This is a genomic window from Lactobacillus sp. Sy-1 (genome assembly GCF_019303535.1).
Classification (GTDB): domain Bacteria; phylum Bacillota; class Bacilli; order Lactobacillales; family Lactobacillaceae; genus Nicoliella.
The window spans coordinates 1,236,654-1,249,872 of the sequence record NZ_JACCIU010000001.1; the positions used below are offsets into that span (position 1 = coordinate 1,236,654).

The following is a 13,219-nucleotide window of genomic DNA, read 5'->3' on the forward strand; positions in this document are numbered from 1 at the left end:
AAAGCCATTTTTATCCAGACTTTTAAAACAACCTACGTCTATATATTCTAAAAACTATTATAAACCTTTACTAAGTGTATTATAACCATTTTACCCAATTATTTTTCGATTAATTAACCATCGTTTCAAAAATACGTATGCATAATATTTGAATTCATACACACGTATCATTTTTAATTATTATTTCGATTTCTTTTTAACGTTTCTGCCATTTCAATCGTTCGATCAACCAATACCGACTGGGCATCAACGATTGGATAAGCATGGTTGCCGGCCCGTTCTTCAGCCACCGATAGCTCCGTACATCCCAGAATCACTACGTCACTTTTTAATTCAGTAACCATTTGATCCAAGATGTGGTGATAACGAGCTTCATCCACCACGTCCCGTTCTTTAATGTCGTGATAAATTAGATTCATCGTCTCATTCTTGATTGCAGACGTTGGCTTGACAACTTCAAAACCGGCCGCCTCAATTTCATGGTCGTACACCCCATCGTGAAGCGTCCCGTTAGTAGCAATTAACCCCACCCGCTTAGCAGTGGGATAACGGTGCTTAATTGACGCAACCGCTTCGCGGGGCATGTGCAGGATTGGGACGTTAGTTTGGGATTGGAGTTGATCATAAAAGTAATGGGCGGTATTACAAGGTAAGGTAAAGAAGTCCGGGTGAAGCTGTGACTGTTGTTGAATATCCTCAATTAAATCCGGAAGCGGACTAGGCTTTTGGTGGTCCAAAATGTAATCAGTCCGATCCGGGACGGTAGCATGGTTGACCAGCAGATAGTTTAAGTAGTCCTGGTCGCGATGCGCCGGCGTCCGTTGATTCAAGAGGTGGATATAACTTTCGGTTGCCGTGGTGCCCATTCCCCCAATGATTGAGAAAAAGTTCTTCATATGAACCTACTCCTTATTCATTACAAAGTATTTCGCAAAGTTCTTACTATAATTATGGAACATCCACTTCATCAATGCCCAGCGCTTTAAATTGCGGTCCTTAGCATACCAGAAGGTCGTCCCATACTGGTGGCGGTCAATTAATTTTAAAGCGGTTTGCTTATCGGCATTGTCCTTAGCGTATTGCTTGAACACACTGACGCTGACCCCTAACCAGAGGTAGTACTTGCTAGTGTCTTGGTTCGCATAGACGGTGGTGCGGTCCTTAAGCACATCGAAGGCGTAGTCTTGGACCACCCAATCAGCAAGATTATAACCGTTTAGGGTTACAAAGAAACTACTCCGGCCCTGCCTTAGGTTGATTTCAAAGAGCTTGAACGAACCGTCACGAACGTCATACTTCATATCAAAATTGGCGTAACCAGTAAATTTAATCTCCTCCAAAAAGGTTTGAATTTGATCGTAAATGGTCTGGTTATACTCTGGTAAAATCGCCACGTAATTGCCGATTGCAGACGGGGCACAATCTTCCAAGAGCGGATGGCCGAGGCACATCATCTTAACGTGGTGGTGCTTATCAACGTAGGCGTTCAACACCCGCATGTTGCTGTCATCACCCGGGATAAAGTCCTGTAAGATTAGATCCGAATGATAGCCATTATCGTAGATTTTACCAACGATGTCCTTAAACTCTGCGGCTGACTTGATCACAAACGCCTTCTTACGGCCTTCAAAGTGCACATCTAACCATTCTACACTGTTGGTCGGTTTTAACGCCACCGGATAGCCAAATGGTTGGGTGAGCGGTTCGCCGGATTCGTACATCTCCCGACTGATAATTTGGGTCTTTGGATATGGTAAGTTGTATTGATCACAGGTCTGATAGAAGTTTTCCTTGCTGTTTAATTGACGAATAAGACTGTAGTCAACGTATGGACACACGAAGACGTCCTCTAATTCAGATTTGTGCTTGGAAATTAACTCCGCATACCCATCCCCACAACCAATCAAAATCACTGGTTCATGGTGGCTAGCGTACTTTTGCTTTAGTTTCCGCATCGCTTGAATCCACTCCGGATCCTCGCTAAAGCCTGGAATCAACTCCAGGTCAACGATCTTGGTGAAGCGGGTCGGTGCTAACTGCACTTCGGCATAGGCCTTAACTGGTTGCCCATACTTTTCGTAAAGTGAACGCGCCATTCCATAACAATTAAAATCACTCCCCAATAAAATGGGGGTAAACGCTGTCTTACTCATTATTTTTGAATCCCTTCAAGATATTTTTAACGACCACTGAGTCGGTTTCGTAGGGAACATCCACTCCGTTAACCTTTTGGTAGGGGTCACGCCCCTTGCCGGCCACGACGACCATATCAGCTGGTCCAGCAGATTCGATTGCCCGGACAATCGCTTGCTTGCGGTCCATTTCAAAATGAATCTGCACGCGGTCATGATCAACATATGAATCAATTTCCCTAGCAATTGTCTCAGGGTCTTCAAATGCGGGGTCGTCAGTGGTTAAAAAGGCTGCGTCCGCACTTTCGCTCAGCGCCTTGCCGAACCCCTCGCGGCGGTCTTCACCCTTATTGCCGGGACTACCGACCACTACGATCACCCGGCCAGCTGGATTCTCCCGTTTCAAGAAGCCTAATAGCGCGTGCATACTAGCATAGTTATGGGCGTAATCAACGTAGATGGTTCCATGGTGGGCACTACGGTAGCTTTCCATTCGTCCGGGAATTAAAACGGTCCTCAGGCCCCTAGCGATTTGGTCCGCAGTGGCACCGGCTAAGCCCGCCGCAATGATTGAAGCCGTCGCATTGGACTCATTGTAGTCACCAGCAATGGATAACTGGTAATCCCCAGCAACTGCAAGGTCGTTAGCCCGGGCAGTTTCAGCCGTTAGACGAATGGCGTTGTGTTCTAGTGTATCAGCCGTGCTGACGTAGCTAAAATCAACGGTCAATGGTCGTGCTAATTGAGCCCCCTGACGCGCAAATAGATAGATTGCCTCTGGTTGCGAGGTCGCCTTGGCGGTCTGGTAAACATCGGTTAAATGGTCGGTCTCGGCGTTAATGATGCAAACCGTTGAATTGACCAACAACTGCTCCTTGCAATGGAGGTAGTCCGCAAAGGTGGGGTGTTCATTAGCACCGATGTGATCCGGTGAGATGTTCAAAAAGATGCCGACGTCAAAGTGGAGTCCGTAGACCCGGTTCTTCTTGTACGCCTGGGATGACACTTCCATCACCAGATGGGTCATTCCGTTATCAACGGCCGCCCGCATGTTTTTAAATACGTCCAAGGACTCCGGCGTGGTTAAGTGGGACTTGAACCGTTGCTCTGGATCGGGGCCCACCACCGTATCAATCGTCGAAAATAACGCTGTTCGGTGGCTAGTCGAATCAGCCAATGTGGCGTGGGTAAAGTAAGCAGAGGTCGTCTTACCCTTCGTTCCGGTGTAGGCAATGATGAACAAATCATTTTGGGGGTAGCCATAAAACGCTGCGCCTAGAAGCGCCATTGCCTTTTGGACGTCGGTAACAATGATGCCCAGCAAGGCGGAATCCGTAAACTCCCGTTCTGCCAGGTACCCGCTAGCGCCGTTTTGGGCGGCTTTCGTTAGGTATTCTGGTTTGAAATTCCCCTTACAGCAGAACAGGCCGGAATCCTGCACCTGCCGTGAATCGTATTCGATATTGGTAAATGAAACGGCAGTCGTGGCCCCACTGACCTTCTTCAATAAGTCATGTTCCTTTAGCAGGGTGATAATTGCTTCGATTTTTAAAGCCATCGCGATTCATCCTTCCTAAAACAAAATTATTTTGTCTTATGAACTAATTCGACGGTCTTGGCAGAGGTGTTTTCTGGGAAGAATACTTGGTACCAAAGAATGAAGGTATAGATCGTGAAAATCTTTTGCATGTTTGATTTTCCACTAGCGTGTTCATGCACAATCCGTTGGAGTTCGTCGACGTTAAAGAAGCGTTGGGCAACGTCTGAAGTAAAGGCCTCTTCAATCCGTTGGTGGAACTTAGGCATGTTCATCCAAGAAGCAATTGGGGATGGAAAGCCTAATTTTTCCTTATTTGCAACCTTTTCAGGCAGGGCCGCCATTGCCGCCCGCCGAAGTGAAACCTTGGTTTCACCCTTGTGAATCCGGGTCTTAATTGGCATTGTTGCAGCAAAGTCAGCAACCTTCTTATCAACTAATGGGGTTCTAACTTCGAGTGAGTTACACATACTCATCCGGTCGGCCTTATGCAAGATATCAAATGGTAACCAGGTGTTGATATCGAAGTATTGCATTTGGGTCATTTCATCCTTGCCGCTCACATCGTCAAAGATGTGCTTAGTGAATTGGCCGGAATCCTTATTGATTGAAGAATCCTTTAAAACCTTGTTTCGATCATCAAAGTTAAAGACGTAATTGACCCGGTAGTACCGTTCACTCAATGGTTGCGCCCCCCGAATTAAGAAGCGCCGGCCGTGGAAACGCGGCATTTTTTCAGCAACCGCTGCCAAGCCCTTCCGAACTGGCTTTGGCACCCACTTTTGGTACCGTTCAAATGGGAAGGCTTCCAGGTAGGTATTGTAACCACCAAAGAATTCATCGGCCCCTTCCCCAGATAGCGCCGCCTTAACGTCTTGCCGGGTCCGCTTGGAAAGGTAGTAGAGTTGAACGGCGGATGGGTTGGAAAGTGGTTCATCCATGTAGTACATCATCGTTGGCAGGAAGTCGAAGTAGTCATCCCCGTTAATGTAAACCGGCGTATTCTTTTGGCCAATTTCCTTGGCAAATTCAGTGGACCAGGATAGTTCACTGTATTTGGAGTTCTTGAACCCCAGTGAGAAGGATTGAATTGGCTTTAATTTAGCAGCTTCATTCAAGACGTAGCTGGAGTCAACCCCACTAGAAAGAAAACTACCGACTGGAACGTCTGAAATCATGTGCTTTTCAACGGATTCCTTAACGATCTTGCTGATTTGCTTAGCATCGCCATCAATGGTTTGGTTTTCATCAACGTGGTCGTAGTTAAATCGGAAGTAGCGGTGTAATTCAGTGTCGCCACCGATTTTATGAATGAAGTATTGACCTGGCAAGACCTTGTAGACGTTCTTGAACATCGTATCGCGGGATGGGATAAATTCAAAGCTCAGGTGAATTGGTAGCATGTCAATATTAAGTTGTTTGTTGAACTTAGGGTTGTCTAAGAACGCCTTGATTTCTGAGCCCCACATGAAGGCATCCCCATCATCGTAGTAGTAAAGTGGCTTGATTCCGAAGTGGTCCCGCACCCCAAAGATTTCTTGTTTTTTACTATCGTAGATGACAAAGGCGTACATTCCCCGGAGTTTTTTAAGTAGGTCTGGACCCCAGGCTTCGTATCCCCGGATCAAGACTTCGGAGTCAACGTCGGTGTAGAACTTGTACCCCAATTGCTTTAGTTCTTCTCTGATTGATTCGTAGTTATAAATTTCACCATTAAACGTGAGGACCTTCGTATTATCTTCACTAAACATGGGTTGGCCCCCGTGCGCTAAATCAAGGAAGGATAATCTTCTAAAGCCCATTGAAATATTATCGTCTTGGAAGTATTGCTCATCGTCTGGGCCCCGGTGTCTAATCCGATTAGCCATATTAACGATCGTATTACTAGGGACGTCTTTTTGATTTACATAACCAGTGAATCCACACATATTAATTTTCCCCTTTGTTATTATCAATTCTTAAAGTATTTTTACAGTAAATTTTAAATAATCTTCAAATACTAATTGTATCAAAAAAATTTTTTATAGACTACTAACGTTGCTATTTCTTAACAAAAGTTGAAAAATAGTTTTAATATTTTCACCTTCAATTAAGTGCGGAATGCGCCCCCATATTTTAGCACTAAATTTAATCGAGCCGCTTTCTTTTAGTGGCAATCTATAGTAAAATAGAGATTGATTTGCCCCAATGGCGGAATTGGCAGACGCGCAGCGTTCAGGTCGCTGTTTGATTTATCAAGTACAGGTTCGAATCCTGCTTGGGGCATCTGAAAAAGAGGAAGACAGTCGTCTTCCTCTTTTTTTATTGGTCAAAGTACTTATGAAATTCTCCGGGGGCGTTGCTGCGGTCAATCAAAAAACTCGGCAGCTCCGCTTCACTTCGTTGCTGAGGACTAATCGTTAACGCATAGCGCAGGTCAACGTGAAAGTGGGCCCCCTCATTTTTAATGGGATTGGCTGGAATATTGATAATGTTCAAGTCGCGCAGGCCGTGTAGCGCATCAGCCACCGGGTGGGTCGCAAAGCCGGTTTCCTCCCTAAATTCGCGTTGGGCAGTCATTAGTGGCTGCTCCCCCGGTTCCACGTGCCCGGCTGGCAGCAGAATCGTGTGTAAGTACGGGTGCTGAATGAACCAGAGCCTGCCGTTTTGAAAGGCGTACGCACTAGCGCTGAAGTGGCCGTGCATGTTCTTTCTATCGAACATGCGGTCCGGATGCTGGTCAATGAATGCCAGGGCCTTTTGGTACGCCGCTTCATCAATTTTAAAGTGGGATTGGTGGAGGTTATCCAGCAACTCCTTCACTGCACTAGCATCCATCGTTAGTTCGTCGCCCGGGGAAACTCGAGTTGCTTTCTCATTTGCAACATTAGGTTGGTTTCCGCGTAATCGTGCACCCGAATGATTTGGCCGCCCATGTGGACCATCATTAATTCGGCCACCAGAGTTGACCAGACGTTCTTAGCGGCGTCGATGCCGAATAACTTTTTGAACATGCTCTTCCGGGAAATTGCGATTAGGGTTGGGATGTTCATCTCACTTAACTGCCGAATCGTTTTGATTAAATCAATGTCGGTAACGGTACTATCCTGCGCTAGGAAGCCCACTCCGGGATCGATTACCCAGTTATCAGCGTGAATCCCGCGGGCTTCAAACGTCTTCTTCCGGTCAGCAAAGAACGCCGCAAGCTCAGTGGGCCCCCACTTACTGATCCGGTTGTTGTACATCGCAATGAGTGCAGGATGGTATTTAGCAACTAGGTCCAGCTTCGCAGGATTATCTTCAAAGCCGTTGACGTCGTTAATGATGTCGGCGCCGGCATCTAAAACGGCCTCGATCACTTTCGGTTTGTATGAATCAACGGAGATGATGGCATCCGGAAATTCGCGTTTGATCATTTGAATGTACGGAACGGTCCGTTCAATTTCCACTTCGGGGGTAATTTCTTGGTACCCGGGGCGAGTGGATTGGCCCCCTAAGTCGATGATTTTAGTGTTGTTAGCCATAAACGACTCCACTTTTTGAAGGATCTTTTGATCGTTTAGGGTTGCATCCCCATCAAAAAAGGAATCCGGACTCGTGTTCAAGATTGCCATCACGGCCGGATCAATCGTTAAGTCGAGTTCAAAGTGCGCCCCCCGCAGCATAATCTGATGACGGCGGTAAATGGCGGTCAAATCATTCACTAGCACCGCTGGAAAGTGATGTTCGGTGGCAAGTTCGATTAATTGGTGTAACTGCACCTTGCTGATGATGGCGTGCAGTGAATCGGTCTGCCAAGTGTTCACGTGAAGCGCTGCCAATAGATTGCTGAGCCTTTCATCGGTAGCGCCATTTTCAATCTCAATGTTGATCAAATCATTTTGGTTGTGCATTGGAACTTCTTTAATTGTCATGTTCAGCGTCCTTTCGATTAAGTAGTTCGATAATCCCCTTCACGGTGTAAAAGGAACCCACTACCAATAGCTGGTCATTCGGATTTGCCTGGTGAAACAGTTGCGCGGCCTGCGCAAAGGTTTGGGCGTTGATCACCCGGTTGGTCCCGTTTTGGACCGCGGATTCAGATTCAAAAATTTGGAACAACGCATCAGCCGGGAGCCGCCGGTCATGGTTATCAGGCGTAACGGTCAGAAAGGTAGCGTTTTGAATCCCTTGGAGTTCGTGTACGCACCGCCGCACCTCCTTATCGGCTAAAAAACCGACCATGATGAGTTTTGGCGCAGCGCCAAAGTATTGGTTCACGGTCTTTACAAAGGCGTTAATGGCGTCACGGTTATGGGCACCGTCAACGATCCAGCCATTCGCCAGCCGACTAAAGCGGCCCCCGATTTGGGTCTTGGCAATTCCCGCCTGCAGGGCTGTAAGTGGGATGGGGGCGGCCGGATGCTGCGCATTATAAACCTGCCACCACGTGATGACAGTCTTAACGTTGGCCAGTTGAAACGCCCCGCTGAGATGCAGGGTCAACGGGATTGTTGCATCACCCGTGGTCGCGCTAAAGGTGGTCTGAAGCGTGGCAGCGTCAAAACGAACGGCTTGGATGGTAACTTGGTCTGCGACGGTGAGTGGTGCATGGTGCGCAGCGGCGATTGTTTTGAGAATCGTGGCGACTTCGGGACGTTGGTGAAAGTAACTAATGACTTGTTCGTGGTCACGAATCATCTTTCCCTTGGTCGTTGCAATTTGGGCTAACGTATCGCCCAGGAATTTAAAGTGGTCCAGCCCAATCAGGGTGAAAATGCTGAAATCGGAGTGGTCAATGGCGTTCGTGGCGTCTAGTTGCCCCCCCATTCCACATTCCAGAACCATCACGGAGGTCTGAGCGGTGAGGAAGGCCTGCACCGCGATTAAAAACCAGCTTTCAAACTCTGAAATGTCAGTTTGAAAGCCATAGCCTAATGCTTTCACAGTTGCTTGCACTGCTTGTTCGGCCGCTAGGAACTGCTGTTCGGTAATCACGTCCCCGTTAATTTGAATCTGTTCTAAGGGATCGATCAAATACGGGCTGGTGAAGATCCCGACTGAGCGCCCGGCTGCATTTAAAACGTTACTGATCATGGTACTGGTCGACCCCTTGCCATTGGTCCCACAGACGCGAATCACGGTTTGGCGGGGGTGGCCAGCAACCAGCCGGGTAACGATTTGGTTTAACAGTTGAATCCGGCCGAGGCCGTCGTACTTCATGGTTTGATTGATGTGATTTAAACCGGCTTGGAATTGGTGCTTGTCCGAAGCCAATTAACTTAACCTGATTTCATCAAGGAGTTCACGTTTGGTCGTGGAATCCTTGAAGACGCCGCGGTAGTAGGTCGTCCGGGTGCTGCCGGCTTGTTTTTTCACCCCGCGCATTTCCATACACATGTGTCTAGCATCGGCAATCACGGCCACGCCCTTGGGGTGCAAAATGGCATCCAATTGCACACCGATTTGGTGGGTGATGTTTTCCTGGACGCTTGGCCGGCTCGCAACAAAATCGACCAACCGGGGAATCTTACTTAGGCCGATGATTTTCCCGTCGTTTGGAACGTAGGCAACGGTTACCTTGCCGAAAAATGGCAACAGGTGGTGTTCACACATCGAATAAAACGGAATGTCGCGGACAATCACCGTCCCGTTATCCTCAACGTCGGAATTAAAGACCTTGTAATTCGTAAATTCTTGATTGAGTGATGAAAAAACTTCGGCGTACATCTTTGCCACCCGCTTTGGCGTTTCAACTAACCCCTCGCGAGCGGGGTCGTCACCAACCGCTTTCAAAATGGCGCGCACTGCTGATTCAATTATTTTTTGGTTTTCTTCGTTCATATTTTAATCAAACTCCCGATACTTTCAATTTCCTGCCCATCAATTTTAGCAAACGCCGCCTGCAAAGCACTAGCGTCATTATCGTAAATCTGCATTAATGGTTGTAAAACGAACTTCCGATTATTCATTTCTGGATGGGGGACGGTCAATGAAGCGCTTTGGATGTGAGCGGTCCCAAATAAAATAATGTCAATGTCTAGCGTCCGGGGACCCCAGTGAATCTTTCTGACCCGGTGGAGCTTTTGTTCGATCACGTGAATTAAATTCAGCAGCGATTCCGCCGCTAAGTTGGTGGTCACCTGCACCGCAATGTTATAAAAATCATCCTGCTTGACGCCACCGACCGGTGAGGTCTGGTATACATCGGAGACCTTGGTAACGGTAACGTTCTCATCAGCATTCAATAACGTAACCGCCTGTTGTAATTCGCTTAACTTATCCCCCAGGTTACTCCCTAAACTTAAATATGCAACTGTCAATTTTCTATCCTTCCAATTCAATTTCAACGTTAGCTAGGATCCCGTCAATTGGCAGGCCTAACTTTCTAATTCTAACGATCAACCGGTCCAATTGTTCGCCATGGTGGCGCTTAATCGTTGCGATAATCTTGGCCCCCAGGGTTTCAATTAGTTCATCGCGACTATTCGCTACCACCTCGGCCACTTCATCGAAGACCAACCCGTAGTTTAAGGTGTCCTTCACATCATCAGAAGTCACCAGCTGCTTAAAGTTCGTCTTCATTTCCACATCAATTTGAATGTCTTGGCCCACGACCCGTTCTTCCGGGAGGACCCCAATATGGGAATGAAACTGCATGTTATTTAACCGAATTGTTTCCATTTTTTACCCACTCCATTTTGTTTGTATACAGTCTATCATGCCAAAAAGGAAGTGAAAAGACAACAAAAATAGAGCTAGATTTGAATCCAGCTCCATTTCAGTCGCTATTTAAACGCCTTACTTCCAATATCAGTTCGGTATTCATAGTCATTAGAATTAACAAACCGAGCTAGCGCACTATTCACTTTCGTTTGGGCCTGCTTTAAATCAGCGTCACTGGCAATTACCATCAACACCCGGCCACCGTGGCTAACCAGTTGATTATCCACTTCCTGAACCCCGGCATAACTAACGCTGATCTGGTCGTCAGTAAACTTAGGCAGGGGGAGATGGTCTGGATGGGCTCCGGGATAGCCAGCAGCAGCGATGACGGCCCCGAGGTAGTACTTGCCGTGTTGCCACTTCGGCGTAACCGTTTGACCAGCCATCAGTTGTTCAATGACGGTCCCAAAGTCATCTTCTAATTGGGGGAGGATGACCTGTGTTTCGGGGTCGCCCATCCGAACGTTGAATTCAACGACCTTGGTGCCGGTCTTGGTTTGAATCAACCCGGCGTATAGAAACCCGGTGAACGGATGCCCCTGGGCCTTCATTTCTGCTAGGACGGGCATGATCACATCGTGCATTGCCCCGTCAACTACCGCCTGGCTAAATTGAGGGACGGGACTGTAAGCCCCCATTCCACCGGTGTTCGGTCCCTGATCGTCGTTCAACAGGCGCTTGTGGTCCTGAGCAATTTGCATTGGCACCACGTTGGTCCCGTTGGCCATTACGATGAACGAAAATTCTTGTCCGGCCATAAATTCTTCGATCAGAACTTCGGAATCGGGCTTATCGGTAAAGAGTTTATTAATGGAATCAACCGCGGTGGTTTCATCGGGGGCAATGATAACCCCCTTTCCAGCGGCTAAGCCGTTCGCTTTGATCACGACTGGAAACGAGCCTGCTTTCACGGATTCAATCGCTTCTGAAGCCGATTGAAATTCTTGGTACGCTGCGGTCGCAACGCCACGCTTTTGCATGATTTGCTTTGCGTACGCCTTGGAACTTTCTAGTTGAGCGGCAACCTTCGTTGGGCCAAAGATGTTCAAGCCCTGTTTTCGAAACGCATCCACAATCCCCATCGATAACGGGGCTTCAGGGCCCACAATTGTCCAATCAATGTGATTTTGTTTTGCAAATTCAACGAGTCCTTGAAAATCCATTTCATCAATGTCGACGGTTCCCACGTTTTGAATTTGATCCATCATTGGGTTCCCTGGTGCAACGTAAACGTTACGATCACCATTTTCAACTAACTTCTTTGCAATTGAATATTCACGGCCACCAGAACCGACCAAAAGCCAATTTTCCATCCTAATCTCTCCCAGTTATATTAGTGCTTAAAGTGACGAGCGCCACTGAATACTAACGCGATGCCTAATTCGTCCGCCTTAGCAATTGAATCCTGATCCTTAATACTACCACCTGGTTCAACAATGGCCTTAATGCCATGCTTAGCAGCAAATTCAACACAATCGTCCATTGGGAAGAACGCATCGGAAGCTAAAACTGCGTTAGCAAAGTTCGGCTTAGATTCAGCCTTTTCAACCGCAATCTTAGTGGAATCGATCCGATTTGGTTGGCCAGCCCCGACCCCTAGGGTTTGGTTAGCGGTGGTAACCACGATGGCGTTACTCTTAACGTGCTTAACAGCGTTTTGCCCGAATGCAAGGGCCTTTAGTTGTTCAGCAGTTGGTTGCACCTTAGAAACCACCTTAAAGTTCGCACTTGCTTCGTGGAGTAAGTCCCGGTCTTGAACGAGCATTCCACCGAGTACGCTAACTTCATCCTTACCAGTTTTGTCGATTGGGCCAAATGGTAACGTTAATAGCCGGATGTTCTTCTTCTTAGCTAATACATCGTAGGCTTCATCGGTAAACGATGGGGCAATAACGATTTCCAAGAAAATTGCGTGCATCTTTTCGGCAGTTGCTAAATCAACTTCACGGTTCAATGCAATGATTCCCCCAAAGATTGAAATCGGATCGGATTCATAAGCAAGGTTCCAAGCCGTTAATAGGTCATCGGCAGTCCCGATTCCACAAGGGTTCATGTGCTTTAGGGCTACGACAGCTGGTTGGTCTGGGAATTCAGCAATAATTCTAAGGGCGGCATCCGCATCCCGAACGTTATTGTATGATAATTCCTTTCCGTGCAGTTGCTTAGCGTTAGCAAGTGAGTACTTTTCTGGAATGGGTTCACTGTAATAAGCAGCCTTTTGGTGACTGTTTTCACCATAACGCATGTCTTGAACCTTTTCGTAGGTTAAAGTTAGCTTTTCTGGGAATTCTTCCTTGGTTAAGTATTGTGCAATTAGGGCATCGTAAGCAGCGGTGTGTCTGAACACCTTGGCAGCTAAGTGCCGGTGGTAAGCGGCATCTAATTCGTTAGCGTCGTAACGCTTGATGAATTCTGAATAGTCATTAACGTCGGTAATCACGATGACGTCTTGGCTGTTCTTAGCAGCGGCTCTTAACATTGATGGGCCACCAATATCGATGTTTTCGATTGCTTCTTCGTCAGTTACATCTGGCTTTTCAATCGTTTCCTTGAATGGGTAGAGGTTCACACAAACAAGGTCAATTGGGTCGATGCCCTGAGCTGCGATTTGTTTCATATGGGTCTCGTTGTCACGACGAGCTAAAATTCCGGCATGAATGCGGGGGTGTAAGGTCTTTACCCGACCGTCAAGCATTTCATCAAAATTAGTAATTTTTTCAACTGAGATGGCGTCAACTCCACCATCCAAAAGGGCCTTCAAGGTTCCACCAGTGGAAACTACCTCGTAGTCCCGTTCTTCGAGTTGCTTGGCGAAATCAACAATTCCAGTTTTATCAGAAACGCTTAACAATGCTAACTTTTTCAA

The 13,219-nt window shown here is 47.2% G+C and carries 12 protein-coding genes and 1 tRNA gene; 1 reads left to right on the forward strand and 12 read right to left on the reverse strand.

Annotated elements, in window-relative coordinates:
* Window positions 1–173 precede the first annotated feature (173 nt).
* Genes HZL42_RS05060 through asnB form a run of 4 tightly spaced genes read right to left on the reverse strand, consistent with a single transcriptional unit; the run spans window position 174 to window position 5,597 of the window.
* The gene (locus HZL42_RS05060; RefSeq protein ID WP_219054582.1) at window positions 174–896 is read right to left on the reverse strand and encodes an aspartate/glutamate racemase family protein; all 723 of its coding nucleotides are present in this window, start codon (window positions 894–896) and stop codon (window positions 174–176) included.
* Window positions 897–902: 6 nt separating this feature from the next.
* Complete coding sequence (locus HZL42_RS05065; protein ID WP_219054583.1) at window positions 903–2,153, reverse strand: carboxylate--amine ligase; 1,251 nt, start codon at window positions 2,151–2,153, stop codon at window positions 903–905.
* Complete coding sequence (locus HZL42_RS05070; RefSeq protein ID WP_219054584.1) at window positions 2,146–3,690, reverse strand: UDP-N-acetylmuramoyl-L-alanyl-D-glutamate--2,6-diaminopimelate ligase; 1,545 nt, start codon at window positions 3,688–3,690, stop codon at window positions 2,146–2,148. The genes HZL42_RS05065 and HZL42_RS05070 overlap by 8 nt, the downstream gene beginning before the upstream one ends.
* 26 nt (window positions 3,691–3,716) lie before the next feature.
* The gene (gene asnB, locus HZL42_RS05075) at window positions 3,717–5,597 is read right to left on the reverse strand and encodes an asparagine synthase (glutamine-hydrolyzing) (protein WP_219054585.1); all 1,881 of its coding nucleotides are present in this window, start codon (window positions 5,595–5,597) and stop codon (window positions 3,717–3,719) included.
* Between the two features lie 253 nt (window positions 5,598–5,850).
* On the opposite strand from asnB, the gene HZL42_RS05080 reads away from it, so the two are divergent.
* A tRNA-Leu gene (locus HZL42_RS05080) sits at window positions 5,851–5,934 on the forward strand.
* Between the two features lie 36 nt (window positions 5,935–5,970).
* On the opposite strand, the gene HZL42_RS05085 is transcribed toward HZL42_RS05080, so the two are convergent.
* The 8 genes from HZL42_RS05085 to purH all read right to left on the reverse strand — a co-directional run bounded on the left by HZL42_RS05085 (window position 5,971) and on the right by purH (window position 13,219).
* Window positions 5,971–6,486 (reverse strand): NUDIX domain-containing protein, encoded by a 516-nt coding sequence (locus HZL42_RS05085; RefSeq protein WP_255552562.1) that lies wholly within the window; start codon window positions 6,484–6,486, stop codon window positions 5,971–5,973.
* 2 nt (window positions 6,487–6,488) lie between these two features.
* Window positions 6,489–7,562: a dihydropteroate synthase gene (folP, locus tag HZL42_RS05090; RefSeq protein ID WP_219054586.1), complete on the reverse strand. Its 1,074-nt coding sequence runs from the start codon at window positions 7,560–7,562 to the stop codon at window positions 6,489–6,491.
* Complete coding sequence (locus HZL42_RS05095; RefSeq protein WP_219054587.1) at window positions 7,552–8,904, reverse strand: folylpolyglutamate synthase/dihydrofolate synthase family protein; 1,353 nt, start codon at window positions 8,902–8,904, stop codon at window positions 7,552–7,554. Before HZL42_RS05095 ends, folP begins: the two co-directional genes overlap by 11 nt.
* On the reverse strand, window positions 8,905–9,471 hold the full coding sequence (folE, locus tag HZL42_RS08970; protein WP_255552563.1) for a GTP cyclohydrolase I FolE: 567 nt from the start codon (window positions 9,469–9,471) through the stop codon (window positions 8,905–8,907).
* The gene (gene folK / locus HZL42_RS08975) at window positions 9,468–9,950 is read right to left on the reverse strand and encodes a 2-amino-4-hydroxy-6-hydroxymethyldihydropteridine diphosphokinase (protein WP_255552564.1); all 483 of its coding nucleotides are present in this window, start codon (window positions 9,948–9,950) and stop codon (window positions 9,468–9,470) included. Before folK ends, folE begins: the two co-directional genes overlap by 4 nt.
* Window positions 9,951–9,954: 4 nt before the next feature.
* Complete coding sequence (folB, locus tag HZL42_RS05105) at window positions 9,955–10,311, reverse strand: dihydroneopterin aldolase (RefSeq protein ID WP_219054588.1); 357 nt, start codon at window positions 10,309–10,311, stop codon at window positions 9,955–9,957.
* A gap of 104 nt (window positions 10,312–10,415) precedes the next feature.
* The gene (gene purD / locus HZL42_RS05110) at window positions 10,416–11,666 is read right to left on the reverse strand and encodes a phosphoribosylamine--glycine ligase (RefSeq protein ID WP_219054589.1); all 1,251 of its coding nucleotides are present in this window, start codon (window positions 11,664–11,666) and stop codon (window positions 10,416–10,418) included.
* Window positions 11,667–11,686: 20 nt separating this feature from the next.
* Window positions 11,687–13,219 carry a bifunctional phosphoribosylaminoimidazolecarboxamide formyltransferase/IMP cyclohydrolase gene (gene purH, locus HZL42_RS05115; protein ID WP_219054590.1) on the reverse strand — a complete coding sequence of 511 codons (1,533 nt, stop codon included), beginning with the start codon at window positions 13,217–13,219 and terminating at the stop codon, window positions 11,687–11,689.